Genomic DNA, 16330 nt, shown 5'->3' on the forward strand with positions numbered 1-16330 from the left:
CTGGCAGCATCGCGGATGATCCACGCCGCTTCTCGCATGATGCTTCTTGACCGAACGAGGTTTCCGATGCCCGCAGTCGAGTCCGCGCCCGCGCGCCGTTCCCCAGCGTTCGCGAAACGGCGGCTGCCGGCCCTCGCCGGGGCCTTGCTGGCCCTGTCGGTTGGAACCGCCGCCCTGCCGCCCGCGGCCTTCGCCAAGGGGCCGGCATCGCTCGCCGATCTCGCCGAGCAGGTGACGGACGCGGTGGTGAACATCTCCGCCTCGACGACGGTCGAGACCCGCAACCGCACCCTGCCGCAATTGCCGCCGGGGACGCCGTTCGAGGACCTGTTCGAGGAGTTCTTCAACCGCCGCGGCCAGGGCGGCGAGAATCAGCAGCAGCAGCGCCCGTCGCCGCGCCGCTCGAACTCGCTCGGCTCCGGCTTCATCCTCGACGCCTCCGGCATCGTCATCACCAACAACCACGTGATCGGCGATGCCAACGACATCCAGGTCATCCTGCACGACGGCCGCAAGCTGAAGGCCGAGATCGTCGGCAAGGATCCCAAGACCGATCTCGCCGTGCTGCGGGTCAAGCCCGATCCCGACCGGCCGCTGAAGGCGGTGCCGCTCGGCGATTCGGAGAAGATGCGGCCGGGCGACTGGGTGATCGCGATCGGCAACCCGTTCGGCCTCGGCGGATCGGTCTCGGCCGGCATCGTCTCGGCGCGGGGCCGCAACATCGAATCCGGCCCCTACGACAACTACATCCAGACCGACGCGGCCATCAACAAGGGCAATTCGGGCGGGCCGCTGTTCAACATGAACGGCGAGGTCATCGGCATCAACACCGCCATCCTGTCGCCGACCGGCGGCTCGGTGGGCATCGGCTTCGCGGTACCCTCGGCCACCGCCGGCCCGGTGATCGAGCAACTGCGCCAGTTCGGCGAGACCCGCCGCGGCTGGCTCGGCGTGCGCATCCAGAACGTCGACGACACCACCGCCGAGGCGCTCGGCCTCAAGGGCGGCGCCCGCGGCGCGCTGATCGCCGGCATCGACGACAAGGGGCCCGCCAAGGCCGCGGGCTTCGAGGTCGGCGACGTGATCACGCGCTTCAACAACGTCGAGGTGAAGTCGTCGAGCGACCTGCCGCGCATCGTGGCGACGACGCCGGTGGGCAAGACCGTCGACGTCCTGACCGTGCGCAAGGGCCAGGAGCAGACCCGGCAGGTGACGCTCGGCCGCCTGGAGGACAACGACAAGCCGCAGCCCGCCGCCCTCAACCGGCCGCAGGCGGAGCCCGACGTCACCCGTCAGGCGCTCGGCCTCAACCTCTCGGGCATCACCGACGAGACGCGCCGCCGCTTCAGCATCAAGGACGGGCTCAAGGGCGTCGTCGTCACGCGGGTCGATCCGAACTCCAACGCCGCCGACAAGAACATCAAGGCGGGCGACCTGATCGTCGAGGTGGGCCAGGAACCGGTGACGACGCCGACCGAGGTCACGCGCCGCATCGAGCAGATCAAGAAGGACGGCCGCAAGTCCGCGCTGCTGCTGGTCTCGAACAGCCAGGGCGAGGTGCGGTTCGTGGCGCTGAGCCTCGAATAGGGGAGGGCGCCCCGCCTCCGGGCGGGGCCCTCCATCCCTGAATTCCGGACCCATTCGCGGCCCGTCTCACCCCGGCTTGCCGGGTCGCGTTCCGCCGACGCTGCCTGCGCCGGAAGGGATCGGCCCGGACCCGTCCGTCACGCCGCGGGCGGCTCGCACACATCCACCCAGGCGGCTCCGACGATCTCGGCCATGCGCTCGGGCGCCACGCGCACGGCGCTGTTCGGCGAGCCGGCCGCCGGCACCACCTCGTCGAAGGCGCGCAGCGACACGTCGCAATAGACCGGCAGCGGCGTCGCGAGCCCGAACGGGCACACGCCACCGACCGGATGGCCGGTGAGGCGCTCGACCTCCTCCGCGCCGAGCATCCGCCCCTTGCCGCCGAACGCGGCCCTGACCTTGCGGTTGTCGAGCCGCGCATCGCCGCGCGCTACCACGAGCAGGACGCGCTCGCCGACCCGCAGCGACAGCGTCTTGGCGATGCGCGCCGGCTCGACCCCATGCGCCTCGGCGGCGAGCGCAACGGTGGCCGAACTCGCCTGGGTTTCGATCACCACGAGGTCGGGAGCGCGCGCGGCCAGATCCGCCCGCACGGATGCCACGCTCATCGCCGGCCGCTCAATGATGCGGCTGCGGGTTGACCGTGTAGGCGCCGCCCCGGATGCGCTCCGGAAACCCCTCGGCGTAGCGGGCGGTCGCCTCTTCGCCGTAGGTCTGCACCAGCTCCTGGAAGGCGGCGAACAGCGCCGCCTGGGCCATGCAGTCGCCGTCGATCCCGTCGAGGCAGCCCTCGGCGAAGGCTTCCGAAACGTAGGACAGCGCAGCGCGCTTGGCGTCTTGGTCGGAGGGATCCGGCGGGAAGGAATTCTCTGAATGCGGCATCGGCTGGGGGTGCGGTGTCCGGTGGGCCTTCGCGTCACCCCGATTCATAGGTGCCCATCCGGCGCGCGGCCAGCCAGGAATTGCGAAGAGGTTAACGCCAGGGCGGCAATGCGTCGTTTTCGTGCGCCAGGGCCACAGCTGTTGCAGGCCGGCGACAGGCGCAAAGGGCAGCGCGCCGGCTCATCGCCCCGCCGCGACGGCCCGGGCCGGCTCCGGCTCGGCCGCGATCCCCCGCGTCCCGTCGGCGATGATCCGCGTGACGAGATCCGCATAGTCCGACCGCGTGAAGCCGCCCCCCTCGCGGAACCACAGGTAGTGCCAATTCACCATCCCGAAGAACGACATGGTGACGGGTTTGAGCACCCGCGTGCCCCTGAGATGCGGGGCGACCCCCGCGATGGCCTCCGCGAACAGCCGCACGAGTTCCCGCTCGATCGCCCGTACCTCGTCCTGCCGCGCCGGGGGCAGCAGCGCGAGGTCGTTGATCTGCACCTTGTGCTGGGCGTCCGCGTCCCGGTAGGCCTCCAGCAGCGCGCCGACGAGGCGGCGCAGGCGCTCCTGCGGGGGGAGGCCTGGCAGGTCGGCCGCCTCCACGGCCTCCAGCAGCACCTCCAGGTGAACGCGGATCACGTCGAAGAGGATCGCCTCCTTGTCCCGGTAATAGTGATAGAGGTTGGCCTTCGACACACCGCAGGCATCCGCGATCCGGCTCATCGAGGCGCGGTCGAAGCCGTGGGCGGCGAAGAGTTCGGCCGAGCGATCGAGGATCGTCCGGCGCTTGTCGTCGTAGTCGCTGGCGCGGGTGCGGGCCATCGCGGGGATCAGTCCTTCGGGCGGCGGTCGATGACGCGCTTGGCCTTGCCGAGCGAGCGCTCGATCGCCTCGGGGTCGAGCACCGCGACGCTCGCCGTCACGCCGATCGTGTCCTTGATGAGGTGGGCGAGCCGGCCGCCGGCGGCCTCGCGCACCTCCGGCGCGTCGGCATCCGGCCGGATCTCCACCGTCACCGTCATGGCATCGAGGCGCGCCTCGCGCGTGAGCACGATCTGGTAATGGGCCGAGAGGGCCGGCACCTTCAGGATCGCCTCCTCGATCTGGCTCGGGAAGACGTTCACCCCGCGCACGATCATCATGTCGTCGGAGCGCCCGGTGACCTTCTCCATGCGCCGCATGCTGCGGGCGGTGCCGGGCAGGAGCCGGGTGAGGTCGCGGGTGCGGTAGCGGATCACCGGCATCGCCTCCTTGGTCAGGGAGGTGAAGACGAGTTCGCCCCGCTCGCCGTCCGGCAGCACGGCACCGGTCGCCGGGTCGATGACCTCCGGGTAGAAATGGTCCTCCCAGATGTGCAGGCCGTCCTTGGTCTCGACGCACTCGCTGGCCACCCCGGGCCCCATCACCTCCGAGAGGCCGTAGATGTCCACCGCGTGCAGGTCGAACGCCTCCTCGATCTCCTGGCGCATGGCGTTGGTCCAGGGCTCGGCCCCGAAGATGCCGATCTTCAGCGAGGAGGCGCGCGGATCGAGGCCCTGCTTGCGGAATTCGTCGAGGATCGCGAGCATGTAGGAGGGCGTCACCATGATGATGTCGGGCTTGAAGTCCTGGATCAGCTGGACTTGGCGCTCGGTCATGCCGCCCGAGACCGGGATCACCGTGCAGCCGAGGCGCTCCGCGCCGTAATGCGCGCCCAATCCCCCGGTGAACAGCCCGTACCCGTAGGCGATGTGCACGCTCATGCCCGGCCGTCCGCCCGCCGCGCGGATGGAGCGCGCCACCGCCTCGGCCCAGACATCGAGATCGGCCTTGGTGTAGCCGACGACGGTGGGCTTGCCGGTGGTGCCCGACGAGGCGTGGAGGCGCGCCACGCGCTCGCGCGGCACCGCGAACAGCCCGAACGGGTAATTGTCGCGCAGGTCCGCCTTGCTGGTGAATGGGAAGCGGGCGAGGTCGGGCAGGTCGCGGAAGTCGGACGGGTGCACGCCGGCCGCGTCGAAGGCGGCGCGGTAATGCGGCACGTTCTCGTAGGCGTGGCGCAGCGTCCAGGCCAAGCGCTCGCGCTGGAGCGCCGCGAGGTCGGCGCGGGCGGCGACCTCGGCGCGGTCGAGGATCTGCGGATCGGGTTTCAGCTCGGCGAGCTTCCGGGGCGTGATCTGCAGCAACGAAACCTCCCTGACGGTCGGGTTGTCGGTGTTTGTCTCAGGAGCCGGCGGGTTCGCGCCCTGCGGGGGAGGGCCGCTCCCCGTCGTCCGGCGGCACGAAGCTGCCGCCGATGGTGCGCGAGTGCCCGCGGAATTCCGCCACCACCCGATCCTCTGCGCCCCGCACCGTGACGTCGTAGAGGCCCGACCGGCCGCCCCGCGCGCGCTCGACGGCGTGCGCGATCAGGGTCTCGTCCAGGCGGCCCGGGCGCAGGAAGGTGACGGCGCAGTGCTGCGCCACCGTCACCGCGTCGTAGGCATTGCAGGCGAAGGCGAAGGCCGAATCAGCGAGCGCGAAGATGAAGCCGCCGTGGCACAGGCCGTGGCCGTTCGTCATGTCCTCGCGCACCCGCATCGACAGCACGGCCTCGCCCGGGCCCACGCGCTCGATGCGCATGCCGAGGCCCTGGCTCGCCCGGTCCTGCGCCCACATCGCGGCGGCGCAGGCCTGCGCCAGCGCCTCGGGTGACCGCTCCCCCGCCATCACGCCCTCCCGGTGAAGCGGGGCGGGCGCTTCTCGAAGAAGGCGGCGACGCCCTCGGCATAGTCCGGCGTGCGGCCGGCCTGGCCCTGGAGGTCGCGCTCCAGGTCGAGCTGCGCGTCGAGGTCGTTGGTCTCGGCGGCGTCGAGCGCCCGCTTGATCAGCGCGAGGCCGGCCGTGGGCTGGGTGGCGAAATGCGCGGCGAGGCGGTGCGCCTCCTCCATCAGAACCTCGTCGTCCACGGCCTTCCAGATCAGGCCCCAGGCCTCGGCCTGCGGCGCCGGCACCGGCTCGGCCAGGAGCGCCAGCGCCCGCGCCCGTGCCCGCCCGAGCAGGCGCGGCAGCAGCCATGTGCCGCCGGAATCCGGCACGAGGCCGAGCTTGGCGAAGGCCTGGATGAACTTCGCCGAACGCGCCGCCACGACGATGTCGCAGCCGAGCGCGAGGTTGGCGCCCGCCCCCGCCGCCACCCCGTTCACGGCGCAGACCACCGGCATGGGCAGGTCGCGGATCTGGCGCACCAGCGGGTTGTAGAGGGTGTCGAGCGTCTGCGAGAGGTCCGGCACCCGGCCGGGCTCGAACACCCGGTCGGACAGGTCCTGGCCGGCGCAGAAGCCGCGGCCCGCCCCGGTGAGGATCAGCGCCCGGCAGGTCTCGTCCGCGGCCGCCGCCGCGAGGGCGTTGCGCAGCGCCGCGTGCATGGCGACGTTGAAGCTGTTGAGGCGGTCCGGCCGGTTGAGCGTGATCACCCGATAGCCGTCGCGCCGTTCGCTCAGAACGACTTCCTCCGCCAAGGCGGCCTCCCTGCGTGGTGCCGGGCCGCGCGGCGGCCGGCATTTTTATGACCAACCGTCCGGTAAATTAATCAAGGGGGAGGCGTTGTCAATTTGGCGGCGGCGCCCCGTTTGAAGAACGGGCAGGGCGCCCGTCGCAGGCTCATTCGGCGTCGGCCACCTGCCGCATGGCCGGGGGACGGCCGGGGCGGGGTGCCTTGTGCGGTGCAGCGTCGAGGCTCTGCAGGATCTCGCGGTAGTCGCGGAAATCCCTGGCGGCGGTCGCGCCCGATATACTCCTGTCGGTGCTCTGGCCGGTCCAGTGCGCGCTGACCGAGCGGCCCCGCACGCCGCCGACGAACCAGCCGTCCCGTACGAACGCCGCGTGCCGGGGGTCGTAGCGGTGCTGCCCGTCATGGGTGCCGGTCTTTCCGAACAGACGCTTGCGCTCCTGCATGCGCTGGAAGAGGCCGGCCACGGTCGAGTGCACGGCGTGGCCGCCGATGCGGGTCGGCTCCATCATGGCGACGTGCCGCAGCGCCTCCTGCATGCCGGCCGCCACGGCGGCGCCGATGACAGACGGCCCGGGCTGCGGCGGAGCGCGGGCGGGAATCGCGGCCCCGTCGAGACCGGCGACCTCGCGAACGGCCCTGGGCACCACCCGGGCCCCGCCCCGCACCAGCGTGGCGTAGACCGCGGCCATCTGCAGGGGGGTGGCCGAGATCCCGCCCAGCGCCAACTGCAGGTTGTCGGCGGCCATGTCGGCCAAGCCGAGATCCCCCCACAGCGCCTTGATCCTGCGCCCCCGGCCGGGCTCGAAAGCGAGGTTGACGAAGGCGCAGTTGAGCGAGGCCGCGAAGGCGGTGCGCAGGTCGACCCGCCCCTCGGCCCGGCCGGCCCGTGCGAGGTCGGCGGCCGGCCGGCGCCCGCCTTTCACGAGGCAGCGTTCGTTGGCGTATTCCGCGCTGTCTTCATCGAAGGCGGGTGAGGAGAGCCTGCGCTTGTCGGCGAGCGCGGTGGCGAGAACAACCGCCTTGGCCAGCGACGCGATCGGGCGCGGCTCGCCGCTCGCGAGGTTCAGGTGGGCCTTGTCCGGATAGACGGCGCGGCTCGCCAGCGCCACGAGGAAGCCGTCCGGCGTGAGATCGACCAGGGCGGCGGCCCGGTCCTCGGCCGCGGCGCGCTGCACCACGAGATCCGCCGCGCGTTGCTGGCGCCCGCCGAGGGCGAGGTAGGCGCGGAACCGGTCGGTCGCCCCCGGGCGGTAGACCAGCGCGTCGCCGATCCGCTCCTCGCGGACGAGGCCGCGCCGGGCCAGTTCGCGCAGGGCGACCTCCACGTACCACCGCGTCTCCAGGCGCGGGGGCTCGGCCGCGGGCCGCTGGCGCAACGTCACGAGCCGGTCGAGGCCGGCGCGGCGCTGCTCGCGCCCGGCACGGGTGGCGGGCGCCGGAAAGGTGTCGAGCACCAGCATCGTCTGGGCGCGCAGCCGCTGGCGGCGGCAGATGCTGAGCGCGTTCACCTGCCGGAAGGCCGCCAGCAGCGGCTGGCGCTCGTCCCGGGTCAGCTCCGCGAGCGAGGAGCGGCCGGGATGCCGGGACCGGAGGAAGCTGCGTTCGAGGTCGCGCTTGTAGCGCGCGCATCCCTCCGGCCCGAACCGTTCCTTCCGGCTGTACTCCTGGATCCGGCGGATCTCGGACAGGCGCAGCGCCGAGCCCCGGGGTTCCGGCCGCCAGACGTCGTAGCGGTTCGGGCCGTGCAGCGTCGCGGCCATCGCGGCCGCCTCGACCTGCGTCAGGCTCGCGGCGCTCTTGTTGAACAGGTACTGCGCGCCCTGCTCGATCCCGGTCCGGTTGCCCGGAAAGGGCACGATGTTGAGGTAGGCTTCCAGGATCTCGCGCTTCGAGAGGACGCGCTCGATGCGCAACGCCGCCCAGATCTCCACCAGCTTGCGGACGTGGCCGCGGTCGTTCGGGTCCAGCAGGGTGTTCTTGGCAAGCTGCATGGTGATGGTCGATCCGCCGCGCGGGCGGCCCCGGACGGTGTCCTTGGCCGCGCTGAGCAGGCCCTTGAGATCGACGCCGCCGTGCTTGAGGAACCTGCGGTCCTCCCGCCTGATCACCGCATAGGGCAGGTCGAGCGGCACCTGCTCCAGCCGGACGGGCAGCGGGCAATGGCAATGGACGTCCAAGCCTCCCGGATCGCCGGGCCGCGGCACCGCGAGCAGGTGGGCCGAGGTCAGCCGCATCCGCAGGGTCGGGTCGTCGGGGAGCGCCGCGATGCGCCGGGCGACGAGGGCCCCCACGAGTGCCACCGCCAGGACCGCGACCACGCCCGCCGAGACGACCGCCCGACGCAGCATTCGTCCGATTCGTGACACGTCCATCGACCCAGGCATCACCCGAGTAGTGGAACATGTGGACGCGCTCCGGCGGCGAAAAGGCTGAGCTCAGGAATTTTTAATCATCATGAGCGCCGGTTTGCTGCGTCAGAATGCCGTTCTTCTCAGCGCTGGATCGACTACACCACATCTTGCGCCGCGTTCGACGGAGACGGGCGACGAGACCCGCCGGTCCGCGCCCTCCGATCGCCCGTTGCGGTCGGTGCGCCGGGGTCTCAGCCCTCGCCGCGGGCGGCCGCCGGCACGGCGTTCACCCACAGCACCACCGTCTCGTCGCTCTCGGAGGGATTGCCGTAGCGGTGCGGGCGGCGGCTGGCGAAGCGGAAGCTGTCGCCGGCGTCGAGCCGCATCGTCGCGTCCTCCACCGCCAGGACGAGGCGGCCCTCCAGCACCAACCCGGCCTCCTCGCCGTCATGCGCGAAGAACTCGTCGCCGGTGCTCGCGCCCGGCGAGAGCCGCATCAGGAAGAGGCTGAGCCGCCCGTCGCCGTCCGGACGCGTCAGCAACTGCTTGGCGATGCCGGAGCGCCAGAGGGTCAGCTCCGCCCGTTCGTGCGGCCGGGTGACGATCGCGTCCGGGGCCGGCGCCGCGGCGCCGAACAGGCCGGAGAGGCCGACCTCCAGCACGTCGGCGATCGCCGTGAGCACCCGCAGCGAGGGCGAGGACAGACCGCGCTCGACCTGGCTGAGGAAGCCGATCGACAGCTCGGCGCGCGCCGCCACCGCCTTGAGCGACAGCCCGCGTGCGCGCCGCAGCGCCCGCACGCGACGGCCCACCGCGAGGTCTGCCGCGATCCCCTCGGGCCCGGCCCGCCCGTTCCGTCGCCCGTCCTCGGCCTGTTTCATGTGCATGAAATCTGGATTGCGTTCGCGAGTGGATTATGCCCAGATGTTCATGTCAATGAAATTTCCGCCGCGGGTCCCGGCACCAGCGGGTCCGCCCCGACCAGGAGCACGACGATGAAGCGTCTCGTTCAGGCGGCCCTGGCGGCCGTCGCGCTCGGCCTCGTCTCGCCGGCCACGGCGCAGACAACGCTGAAGGTCGGTTCGACCCCGACCGGCATCCCGTTCACCTTCCTCGACACCAAGACCAACACCATCCAGGGCGTCATGGTGGACGTCATCACGGCGGTCGGGCGCGAGGCGGGCTTCGCCGTGCAGGTCGAGCCGCTGCAATTCTCGACCCTGATCGCGGCGCTCACCGCCAAGAAGATCGACATCATCTCGGCCGCGATGTTCATCACGCCGGCCCGCAAGGAGGTGATCGACTTCTCCGAACCGGTCTACACCTACGGCGAGGCGCTGATCGTGCCGAAGGCCGACGGGCGCGACTACGCAGCCTTCGCCGACCTCAAGGGCGAGACGGTGGGCGCGCAGGTCGGCACCGCCTTCGTCGAGCCGCTGAAGAAGTCCGGGCTCTTCCCCGAGGTGAAGATCTACGACACGATTCCCGACGTCCTGCGCGACGTGAATTCCGGGCGCCTGAAGGCCGGCTTCGCGGACGGGCCGATCCTCGCCTACAACCTCAAGCAGGGCCTGTTCCCGAACGTGCGGCTGGTGGAATCCTACAAGCCCACGGTGGTGGGCTCTGTAGGAATCGGCCTGCGCAAGGACGACGCGGCGCTCAAGGCCAAGATCGATGCCGGGCTCGCCAAGATCAAGGAGAGCGGCGAACTCGCGCGCATCCTGGAGAAGTGGGGCCTCAAGCCCTCCGTGAACCCGTCGTGAGCCGGCGCGCCGCGCGATGGAGAGCTTCCTCGCCGATGCCCGCGAGTTCGTGCCGATCCTGCTGCAAGGGGTGCAGCTCACCATCCTGATCACGCTCGGCTCGCTCGTCGTCTCCACCGCGCTCGGCCTCGTCTGGGCGATGATGCGGGTTTCCGGGATCCCGCTGCTGTCGGGGGCGGCTTCTCTGTTCATCAACGTGATCCGCGGCATCCCGATCATCGTCCAGCTGTTCTACATCTACTTCGTGCTGCCGGATTTCGGGATCGCGCTCACGGCCGTGCAGGCCGGCGTGCTCGGGCTCGGCCTCGCCTACTCGGCCTATCAGGCGGAGAACTTCCGTGCCGCCATCGAGGCGATCGACAAGGGGCAGATCGAGGCCGCCCAGACCATCGGCATGGGCTGGGGCCTCACCATGCGGCGCGTGGTGCTGCCGCAGGCGCTCACGATCGCCCTGCCGCCCTACGGCAACGTGATGATCATGATGCTGAAGGATTCCTCGCAGGCTTCCACCATCACGGTGGCCGAGCTGGCGCTGCAGGGCAAGCTGATCGCCTCCGCGACCTTCAAGAACACCAGCGTCTTCACCCTGGTGGCGCTGATGTACCTCGTGCTCAGCCTGCCCCTGATCCTGATCGTGCGCCACCTCGAGAAGCGGGCCGGGCGGCCATGATCGAACTCGACGGCGTCCGCAAGCATTTCGGGGCGGTGCCGGTGCTCAAGGGCATCACCGCGCGGGTGGCGAAGGGTGAGGTGGTCTGCGTCATCGGGCCGTCCGGCTCGGGCAAGTCGACGCTCCTGCGCTGCATCAACGGGCTCGAATCCTACGACGGCGGCGAGATCCGGGTGAACGGAACGCGCGTGGACCGCACCAAGCGGGAGATCCGCACGGTGCGCACCCAGGTCTCGATGGTGTTCCAGCGCTTCAACCTGTTTCCGCACCGCACCGCGCTCGAGAACGTCATCGAGGGACCCGTCTACGTGAAGGGCGAGCCGAAGGCGGATGCCGCCGAGCGCGGGCGGGCGCTGCTCGCCCGCGTCGGCCTCGCCGGCCGGGAGGCGGCGCGGCCGGCCCAGCTCTCGGGCGGGCAGCAGCAGCGCGTCGCCATCGCCCGGGCGCTGGCCATGCGGCCGGACGCGATCCTGTTCGACGAGCCGACCTCGGCGCTCGATCCCGAACTCGTCGGCGAGGTGCTGGGCGTCATGCGGGCGCTCGCCGAGGAAGGCATGACGATGCTGGTCGTCACGCACGAGATCGGCTTCGCCCGGGAGGTCGCCGACCGCGTGCTGTTCCTCGATCACGGCGTGATCGTCGAGGAGGGGCCGGCCCGCGCCGTCCTCACCGATCCCGGGCAGGCGCGCACCCGCGACTTCCTGCGCCGGGTGCTGCATCCGCTCTAGGTCTCTGTTTCTCCGGCGTTTTCGTCGGGAAACCGGTACCCCTTGACCCGCAACCCGCCTGGGCGTCGCAATGGCCGAACCCTTTCCGCTCCAGCCTTCGCTCTGGGCCAGCACCGCCGCGCCCGCGCCCGCCACGGCGCCCCTCGGCGCCTCCACCCGGGCCGACGTCGCGGTGATCGGGGCGGGCTTCGCCGGCCTGTCGACGGCGCTGCATCTCGCCGAGGCGGGCTTGCGTCCCGTGGTGCTGGAGGCGCGCGAGATCGGCTTCGGGGGCTCGGGCCGCAACGGCGGGCAGGTGATTCCGGGGCTCAAGTACGACCCGGACGACCTGGTGCAGCGCTTCGGGCCCGAGCGCGGCGAGCGCCTCGTCGCCTTCGCGGGCGGGACGGCGGACGCGGTGTTCGACCTGATCGACCGCCACCGCATGGACGTGCCCCACACGCGCACGGGCTGGATCCAGGGCGCCCACACCGACGAGGGGCTGGTCCAGGCCGAGAGACGCGCCGCGCAATGGGCGCGCCGCGGCGCGCCGACGCGGCTGCTCGACAAGGCTCAGACGGACCGGCTGCTCGGCACCGCGCGCTATCGCGGCGGCTGGCTCGATGGGCGCGGCGGCGCGATCCAGCCGCTCTCCTATGCCCGCGGGCTTGCCCGGGCGGCGCTCCGCGCCGGCGCCGTCATCCACACGGACACGCCCGTGACGGCGATCGCGCGCCAGGGCCGCGACTGGGTGCTGCGCAGCGCCCACGGGCCGGAGATCCGCGCCGAGCGGGTGGTGATCTGCACCAACGGCTACACGGGCGGGCTGTGGCCGGGCCTGGCCCGCACGGTCATCGCGGCGAACTCCTTCCAGGTCGCCACTGCGCCCCTCACCGACAACCTGCGCCGCTCTATCCTGCCGGAGGGACAGGTCTCCTCGGACACCCGCAAGCTCCTGCTCTATTTCCGCCTCGACCACACGGGCCGGCTGCTGATGGGCGGGCGCGGCCCGTTCCGCGAGCCGAAGGGCCCCGGCGACTGGGCGCATCTGGAGCGGATCGTCGCCAAGCTGTTTCCGCAGGCGGCGGATGTCGGCTTCGACCACCGCTGGTGCGGACGCGTGGCCATCACGCGGGATTTCCTGCCCCATCTGCACGAACCGGCCCCGGGCCTGCTCATCGATATCGGCTGCCAGGGGCGCGGCGTCGGCCTGCAGACGAGCATGGGCCGGGCGATCGCCGCCTATCTGGCGACAGGCGCGGCCGACGCGCTGCCGATCCCGACGAGCCCCATCGCGCCGCTGCCCCTCCACGGGCTGCACCGGCTCTACGTCTCGGCGGTAATCGCGTGGTACCGGATCAGCGACGGCGGTCTGTAGCGCAGCGACCGAAGACTGGGTCCCCGGTTCGACGACCGGCGTGCGAAGCGGTCGGGGGCCCGGGTTCCTGAAGAGCCCCGCGGCATCGCGCACGCGCGACCTCGGCTCACGCGGGAGCCATCGCTGCCGGAAGCACCCGCCGTGCCGCCACTGTGAACCGATCGGACCGCCGGTCGCGTTTTAAGCCGCCCATTCTTCAATTGTGGACAATTTTCCCGCAATGTCTGAACGCCTTCTTCTGCAAGGTGTGCAGCTTAAACTAATCAATATCAATCAACAACCATCAAAGTTCTGGCAGTTGCAAAATCGTGCCCGGCCGCTGACGCAGCTAGTTCAGAGAACAGGATCTCCCAGATCTGCTACACTACCCTGCGTCCTTAACGAAATTTTCACAAATTTCAAGCAAATGATCTGAGATCGAGGGGGAATATCCAATGCTGAGAGCGCTGCGTGCAAAGAGGGTAGATGTCATTAAGGCCGAAACGGCGGCGCCGATCGCCTTCGAAGCCCTGCTGGATGCGCTGCCGGTGAATGTCCTGGTCCTCGACCCGGCGACGGCGGCGATCACCTACGCGAACCGGAAGAGCGTCGAGACGCTCAAGGCGCTGCAGGCGTACCTGCCGCCGAGCGTGAGGCCGGACGCGATGGTCGGCACCTCGATGGACGTCTTCCACAGGAATCCCGCCCATCAGCGCGCGATCGTCGGCAATCCCGACCGGCTGCCCTGGCGCACGAAGATCGCGCTCGGCCCCAAGACCCTGGATCTTCACGTGTCGGCGGTCCGCTCGCCGAGCGGGGAGTACCTCGCAGCGGCGCTGTCCTGGAGCGACGTGACGACGCTCGCGGACGCCATCAAGGATTTCGACCGGTCGACCGCAGCCGCCTTCGCCGAGATGACCAATGCCACCCAGGGCCTGCGCGGCTCCGCCGAGCGCGTGCATGCCGCGACCGCGGAGACGTCGCAGTCGGCCGCCAGCGCCTCGTCGGGCGCGACCGAGACGAACGCCAACGTGCAATCGGTCGCGGCCGCCGTCGAGGAGATGAACGCGGCCAACAACGAGATCGCCCGCCAGATGAGCGTCACCAGCCAGGCGACGCAGCAGGCGGTGGTCGAGGCCGATCAGGCACGCGCCAGCGTCCAGGCCCTGTCGGTGATCTCCCAGAAGATCGGCGAGGTCGTGGGCATGATCTCGGCCATCGCCGGGCAGACGAACCTTCTGGCGCTGAACGCCACCATCGAGGCGGCGCGCGCCGGCGAGGCGGGGCGGGGCTTCGCCGTGGTCGCCGCCGAGGTCAAGGAACTCGCCAACCAGACCGCCAAGGCAACGGCCGAGATCGCGCAGCACATCACCGGCATCCAGGGCGCCACGTCCGGGACGGTCGAGGCCATCAACCGGATCGCCGAGGTGATCAACACCGTCAACCAGAACGCCCTGGCGACCTCAGCCGCGTCCGACGAACAGGCGGCCACCGTCGCGGAGATCGGCCGCAGCGTCCGCATCGCCTCCGACCAGACCGCCACTGTCGGCGACAGCATCGCCTCCGTGGCGCAGAGCGCACGCACCTCCTCCGCCGCCGCCGAGGACGCGATCCACGCGACCGCCAAGATGGAGAAGCAGATGGAGGCGATCACAACGGCGATCAGCCTGTTCTTGGGCGAGGTGAAGAAGATCTGACCGGAGCGCGAGCCCTCGCGCCCGTCTGCCTGCCGAAGCCGACCTGCGCTCTGGCGAGATCCCGGCGCTCCTGGGCGAGAACGGCGCCCGCAAGACCACGCTGATGAACATCCTGTTCGGCCACGACACGGCCGACGCGGGCGAGGTGCGGGTGGCGGACGAGGCGGAGCGCCTCGTCGCGCCGCCGCCGGGCCGCCTGCGTGCACCCGCGGGCAGCACCTGCGTGCACCCGCGGGCAGCAGTTGGACCGTCTTGTCAGCGTCAAGCTTCTCCCTTTGTCATCCGGAAGTGACCGGGCGATAGGTCTCGCGGGCGACACCCTGAAGCCTTCGACGCCTCTGCGCCCTCTGTACCACGTCGCTGTCGTCTACCGTGGCGTGCAATCGGATTCCGCTCCTGATCTTCGGTCTATCGCATCATCTTCGACGAGCCGGCGGCCGATCGGTCGTGAACTGGTCCAGCGGATATCAGCTGACGGGAATACGACGGCGCAGATCCACAACTCGCCGCACCTGCGCATGGATCGCCCAACGAACGACATCCCGACTGCGTGCTTATCCGGACGGCAGGGCGGTTCTTGTGCTCCCCAGGGTTTCGCAAGAGGTGAAGCCGTGGCAGCAGAGTTCGGCGGCACTCATCATGCCGAACCCTCGGACCTGACATCTGCGATCGGACACGATGACGAGACGATTCTACCCGGACGAGAGCATCTGGCGCCCCCAGAGCGGCTTTCTGGCGAACATCGCCTCGCGCAAGCAGCTCCAGTCCTTCAACGACTCCGGCGGGATCGCGGTCGCCTTCGACGTCATGCGCGCGACCTCGCCGGAGATCCAGATCAGCGGCAGCCAGGAGGACGGGATCGCCCTGTGGCACACGCATTCCCCGAGCGGGTTCGTGAGCCAGCCGAAATTCAACGCCAACCTGATCACCATGCGATTCGTGACCGGCGGGCACGTTCTTTACCGCCACCAGGGCGGCGATTTCCTCGGGGCGCCGACCTTCGCGACGCTGATCGGGTTCGACGGCATCCGCCAGATGGAGGCCGCGCCGGGCTTCACCGCCGTCAGCGCGACGATCCTCGTCGCGACCCTGCTGCGCGCCCAGCGGGCCCTGACCGGGGACGATACCGCGCAGCTGCCGCATCTCAAGCCGATCGCCGAGGTTGAGAGCCCGGGCATGAAGGCCCTGGCCTGCACGGTGACGCAGATCCATCGCCGGATGCAGGTGGCGGGCCGGCACGGCGATCTCGTCCTCCCGCTGCTGGAGGAGATCATGAGCTACCAGCTGCTGTCGGCTTGGCCCGTCCGGTCGCCGCGCGAGGCCGCACCCCTCACCACCCCGTCACCCCGTTACCTGCGTCTCGCCCTGAACTACATCGAAGCCAACCTGACGAACCCGCTGACGCTGTCCGAGATCGCGGCCGTGGCCGGCGTGAGCGTGCGGACCCTCCAGCTCGCCTTCCACCGGGAGGTCGGCCAGGCGCCGACCCAGTTCATCATCGGCCGGCGTCTGGAGCGCGCGCGCCGGGACCTTCTCGATATCCGCGACCTCGACGTGCCGATCGCCGAACTCGCCAAGCGCTGGGGTTTTGCCCACGCGAGTGACTTCGGCCAGCGCTACCGCCGGCAATTCGGCTGCACGCCGTCCGAAACCCGACGCCAAGGCCGAGAAGCGGCCGGACGACGGTTTGACGCGACCACGGAGTGACGGCGCACAAGTCGGCCCCCAGCCTAGCCGAACCGCAGGGAGCGACGCTCGGACGCGCGAAGCCGCTCTGCCGCACGGCACGGGGCATTCTTGACCTGACGATGTCCAGAGTGTTCGCCGGCCCGCAACGACGTGCGGGCTGCGCG

The 16330-nt window shown here is 70.5% G+C and carries 15 protein-coding genes and 1 pseudogene; 8 read left to right on the forward strand and 8 right to left on the reverse strand.

Annotated elements, in window-relative coordinates; translation table 11 throughout:
- Positions 1-66 precede the first annotated feature (66 nt).
- On the forward strand, positions 67-1587 hold the full coding sequence (locus tag MFF61_RS13115) for a DegQ family serine endoprotease (protein WP_238235558.1): 1521 nt from the start codon (positions 67-69) through the stop codon (positions 1585-1587).
- A 137-nt stretch (positions 1588-1724) separates the two neighbouring features.
- On the opposite strand, the gene MFF61_RS13120 is transcribed toward MFF61_RS13115, so the two are convergent.
- The 8 genes from MFF61_RS13120 to MFF61_RS13155 form a co-directional block, all read right to left on the reverse strand.
- Complete coding sequence (locus tag MFF61_RS13120) at positions 1725-2195, reverse strand: YbaK/EbsC family protein (protein WP_238235559.1); 471 nt, start codon at positions 2193-2195, stop codon at positions 1725-1727.
- 10 nt (positions 2196-2205) lie between these two features.
- Positions 2206-2469, reverse strand: coding sequence for a hypothetical protein (locus MFF61_RS13125; protein WP_238235560.1), 264 nt, complete (start codon positions 2467-2469; stop codon positions 2206-2208).
- A 180-nt stretch (positions 2470-2649) separates the two neighbouring features.
- On the reverse strand, positions 2650-3282 hold the full coding sequence (locus MFF61_RS13130) for a TetR/AcrR family transcriptional regulator (protein ID WP_238235561.1): 633 nt from the start codon (positions 3280-3282) through the stop codon (positions 2650-2652).
- Between the two features lie 8 nt (positions 3283-3290).
- Positions 3291-4625, reverse strand: coding sequence for a phenylacetate--CoA ligase PaaK (paaK, locus tag MFF61_RS13135; RefSeq protein WP_238235562.1), 1335 nt, complete (start codon positions 4623-4625; stop codon positions 3291-3293).
- 37 nt (positions 4626-4662) lie between these two features.
- Complete coding sequence (gene paaI / locus MFF61_RS13140; protein WP_238235563.1) at positions 4663-5148, reverse strand: hydroxyphenylacetyl-CoA thioesterase PaaI; 486 nt, start codon at positions 5146-5148, stop codon at positions 4663-4665.
- Positions 5148-5939 (reverse strand): 2-(1,2-epoxy-1,2-dihydrophenyl)acetyl-CoA isomerase PaaG, encoded by a 792-nt coding sequence (gene paaG / locus MFF61_RS13145; protein ID WP_238235564.1) that lies wholly within the window; start codon positions 5937-5939, stop codon positions 5148-5150. Before paaG ends, paaI begins: the two co-directional genes overlap by 1 nt.
- 142 nt (positions 5940-6081) lie before the next feature.
- Entirely contained in the window at positions 6082-8280 is a 2199-nt protein-coding gene (locus tag MFF61_RS13150) for a transglycosylase domain-containing protein (protein ID WP_238235565.1), read from the reverse strand.
- Between the two features lie 254 nt (positions 8281-8534).
- On the reverse strand, positions 8535-9164 hold the full coding sequence (locus tag MFF61_RS13155; protein ID WP_238235566.1) for a helix-turn-helix domain-containing protein: 630 nt from the start codon (positions 9162-9164) through the stop codon (positions 8535-8537).
- Positions 9165-9278: 114 nt separating this feature from the next.
- Between MFF61_RS13155 and MFF61_RS13160 the strand changes: the two genes are divergently transcribed.
- The 7 genes and pseudogenes from MFF61_RS13160 (at position 9279) to MFF61_RS13190 (ending at position 16184) form a co-directional block, all read left to right on the forward strand.
- Positions 9279-10046 carry an ABC transporter substrate-binding protein gene (locus MFF61_RS13160; protein ID WP_238235567.1) on the forward strand — a complete coding sequence of 256 codons (768 nt, stop codon included), beginning with the start codon at positions 9279-9281 and terminating at the stop codon, positions 10044-10046.
- A 16-nt stretch (positions 10047-10062) separates the two neighbouring features.
- Positions 10063-10716, forward strand: a complete 654-nt coding sequence (locus MFF61_RS13165) for an amino acid ABC transporter permease (RefSeq protein WP_238235568.1) — start codon at positions 10063-10065, stop codon at positions 10714-10716.
- The gene (locus MFF61_RS13170) at positions 10713-11444 is read left to right on the forward strand and encodes an amino acid ABC transporter ATP-binding protein (RefSeq protein ID WP_238235569.1); all 732 of its coding nucleotides are present in this window, start codon (positions 10713-10715) and stop codon (positions 11442-11444) included. The genes MFF61_RS13165 and MFF61_RS13170 overlap by 4 nt, the downstream gene beginning before the upstream one ends.
- Before the next feature lie 70 nt (positions 11445-11514).
- Positions 11515-12801 (forward strand): NAD(P)/FAD-dependent oxidoreductase, encoded by a 1287-nt coding sequence (locus MFF61_RS13175; protein ID WP_238235570.1) that lies wholly within the window; start codon positions 11515-11517, stop codon positions 12799-12801.
- A 527-nt stretch (positions 12802-13328) separates the two neighbouring features.
- Positions 13329-14477, forward strand: a complete 1149-nt coding sequence (locus MFF61_RS13180; protein WP_238235571.1) for a methyl-accepting chemotaxis protein — start codon at positions 13329-13331, stop codon at positions 14475-14477.
- Between the two features lie 25 nt (positions 14478-14502).
- Positions 14503-14623 (forward strand): annotated as a pseudogene (locus MFF61_RS13185) (ATP-binding cassette domain-containing protein); the annotation flags it as partial.
- Between the two features lie 532 nt (positions 14624-15155).
- Positions 15156-16184: a helix-turn-helix domain-containing protein gene (locus MFF61_RS13190; protein ID WP_238235572.1), complete on the forward strand. Its 1029-nt coding sequence runs from the start codon at positions 15156-15158 to the stop codon at positions 16182-16184.
- The last annotated feature ends 146 nt before the right edge of the window (positions 16185-16330 follow it).

It is taken from the genome of Methylobacterium isbiliense (assembly GCF_022179325.1).
In the GTDB taxonomy this organism is placed as follows: Bacteria; Pseudomonadota; Alphaproteobacteria; order Rhizobiales; family Beijerinckiaceae; genus Methylobacterium; species Methylobacterium isbiliense.